The 2,747-nt window shown below is 53.8% G+C and carries 1 protein-coding gene and 4 pseudogenes; 1 reads left to right on the forward strand and 4 read right to left on the reverse strand.

What is annotated here, in order from left to right; all coding sequences use genetic code 11:
• The first annotated feature begins 311 nt into the window (after nt 1-311).
• Nucleotides 312-494 carry a hypothetical protein gene (locus JFT66_RS29585; protein WP_198860625.1) on the forward strand — a complete coding sequence of 61 codons (183 nt, stop codon included), beginning with the start codon at nt 312-314 and terminating at the stop codon, nt 492-494.
• Nucleotides 495-757: 263 nt separating this feature from the next.
• Here JFT66_RS29585 and JFT66_RS29590 read toward each other — a convergent pair.
• From JFT66_RS29590 to JFT66_RS29600, 4 pseudogenes are all read right to left on the reverse strand, one after another.
• Nucleotides 758-1,003: pseudogene (locus JFT66_RS29590) on the reverse strand (hypothetical protein).
• Nucleotides 1,000-1,177 (reverse strand): annotated as a pseudogene (locus JFT66_RS29995) (integrase domain-containing protein); the annotation flags it as partial. The pseudogenes JFT66_RS29995 and JFT66_RS29590, both read right to left, overlap by 4 nt.
• A 47-nt stretch (nt 1,178-1,224) precedes the next feature.
• Nucleotides 1,225-1,740 (reverse strand): annotated as a pseudogene (locus JFT66_RS29595) (integrase arm-type DNA-binding domain-containing protein); the annotation flags it as partial.
• 880 nt (nt 1,741-2,620) lie between these two features.
• Nucleotides 2,621-2,747, reverse strand: a pseudogene (locus JFT66_RS29600) (IS5/IS1182 family transposase); the annotation flags it as partial.

Genomic DNA, 2,747 nt, shown 5'->3' on the forward strand with positions numbered 1-2,747 from the left:
GCGGGTTTGCTTGCGCTTGCCAGCGTACTCGGCGTCGGCGAAGGTCATCTGCTTCATCGGGAAACTCGGTGGGTGGGGTCGCGGTATTTTGCCAAATCAGAAAGTCTTTTTCAGAGTTTCCCTAGCAGGTCGCGCGCTTCATTCTCTCGGCCAACAGATACCAGCGAGGAAGATGCGCGTATAACGCTATGAGGCAAATTTTCCCGGAAGCAGGCACGAAGTAGTTCTGCACACTCATCGATGTGAGTTGGGAGTGACTCTGGTAGTACGCGAGTGACAAGCTCCACCCAGTCGTCAAGGTTCATATTCCCATGGTAGAGGGCCGCATCGTGTTCGGTTTCGATATGGATACAGCCGTCTTCTACGGGCCAGAGCAAGTTTTTGTAGGTGACGGCAGGCCGGCCCTCATCCATTCTGAGGGGGCCTATGATGCGGTCGATTTCCTGTCCGCGAAACATCACCCTTACCGCTACTTCCATATCCCTATCGCCTAAACGGTAACTAACAGCACCCGATGTCGTAATGCTGGCTACATGCAGTATCATGCCTAGAAACGACGCTGCATCCAAGGGGAGCTCTACTCTAAGGTGTCAGTGCTAACGAAGTAGAACCCTGCGGCATTACAATCGGCTAAGTATCGTGCGGCCTCATGGTCCTAAGAGAGGCTGCTGTCGGCCTGCTGAGTAGATTGGTCGGAGTCTCGATTTGCCTAGCCACGATTCGAGCGCTGGATCAGCATTTCTCGGTCATTCCCTAATCATTTCCAGATCAACAGAGTGGTGAGGCGATAGTAATACCGGGTGGCCTCGGAGTGATTCTTCAGGTGCTGAGTGAAAAGCCAGCGCACATGCTTGAGCTGTCAGGTCCAAGGATTATCGCGTTGCCATCGATTTTGAATGGCCGCTTGCATGATTAGAGCTTGGCATAGGTGGCGTTCCTGCGTGACCTCTGAACCGGTCAGTACGCCGCTCAGGAGCAGCGCCATATCGAAGGGCTTAGTCATGCGCGACCTCCAATGTAGGCCGAAACTACATCGATTCGGTTATGCCGAGCTCAAGGCTGATCTGTTGCGGCGTCTTTGATCAAGGTCACGGTCAATGCGATGGCAGTGACCGCCACTGACGGGTGCGGCGTGCCCCGTGAGTTGTTCGTAACGCTCGCAGGCGTAGGCCGCTCTACGCGGTAGTGATGCCGGGTTCACCTTGCTCGATCTGCCGGTGCCGGTCCACTCAGTGGGTTCGCAAAGATCAACCCAGATTTGACGCCGTAGGCCATGATTTCATTGAGGCGTTGCGATAGTCGCTCCACCGTCTCCAGGCTGCCTTTGGCCTCGATGGGGCGAAGTAGTTTGATGAGCATCGGTGCGGTGATGTCCGCGAGCGGTGTGGTTTTTAAGCTGGGGAAACGTGCAGGGGGAGTGAGCACCATATTGTGTTCGGTCTCTGCCAGCTTGGCTTGCCTCAGCTCGTCGCGATGAGGGTCGACGCTTTGCGCCAACAGCTCTCTGGCCTTGATGGCTTTCTTCCTGGCTTGCGCCAGAGAAAGGTCGGGGTACGGGCCGAGCGCCATGTTGATTCGGTTTTTGGTGCGCGGATGCCTGTAGTTGAAATTCCACGGCATCGAGCGATTTACCCTGACTTGCAGTGACAAGCCGTCATTATCGCTGAGGACGTAATCCTTGTTTCTAGGTTTGACCGCTTTGAGCTAACGGTCGGAAAGGGAGGTGATTTGAGCGCACATGAGAAGGGCTCCATGCCACTTTTGGTATTCTCAAAATTAGCTCCGGGAAACTGGGAATGCCATTCGGAATACCAAAATTACTGGAACTCAAGATCCCTCTACGAACGCCGGCGGCCCTGAAACCCTTGATCTCACTGGATTTCAGGCACAAAAAAAGACGTCCGTGGACGTCTTTAGATGATCAATTGGTGGAGCCGGGGGGATTAAATATTTGTATCTAAGTTACTGTTTTAAAATGCATTTTTGTTTGTATTCTGCGTAAGTGCCCCCATAAGTGCCCCCGCGCACATATTTTCGATGAACGGCTATTTGAGGAGTTGAACTGGCGTCCTGAATTATCGTTCTGCGACAAGGCGGAGCTAGCCAGTCACCGGCGGGCATTAGATGGTGTCGGTCGTGCACAGCATGGTATCGGTTATCTGGCGACCAGGGTTTGATCCTAGCCCAGGCCGGGGCGCTGGGTAGCTCGGGCCACGCAATTGGGTTTTTTCCGCGGTCGCGCACCATGGGCTCATCTAGGACGTCTGAGCTGAGGTGCGGTATGAAACACTCGATGGTTACCTGTCAAAACTGTGGCAAAGCGATGGTTCCGAGAGCGACATATAGCCGTGGCTTCTGGGGCTATTCGCCTTCGTCGAATCACTGTCCCTTTTGCCTGAGTGAGAATTGGCATGGCGGAAATCCGGGGTTAGGGACTCGGCTATTTGCGTTAATTGGCCTGGCTCTAGGTGTTCTGGCCTGTGTGGTGATGGGAGCGTTTCTGTTCAAAGTGCAGTGGTGGCTGGGCGTTGAAGGACAATGGCCTCTATTGAGCCTAACCACATGCGCAGTGTCAGTTATCGCGGGGTATCGATTTTACAACTGGTTTGTAGATTTCTGACTAGGCTTTGTACGAAAAGTATTGCCGCATGCAACGTAGGCTGCAGGCCAAGGTGACCATGGCTGCAAAGCTCTTGGCCAGCTTGTCATAGCGAGTGCCGATCCTGCGATTTTCTTTCAGCCAGCCA

Origin of the sequence: Pseudomonas sp. MF6755 (assembly GCF_016405635.1) — a bacterium.
GTDB lineage: Bacteria > Pseudomonadota > Gammaproteobacteria > Pseudomonadales > Pseudomonadaceae > Aquipseudomonas > Aquipseudomonas haemolytica.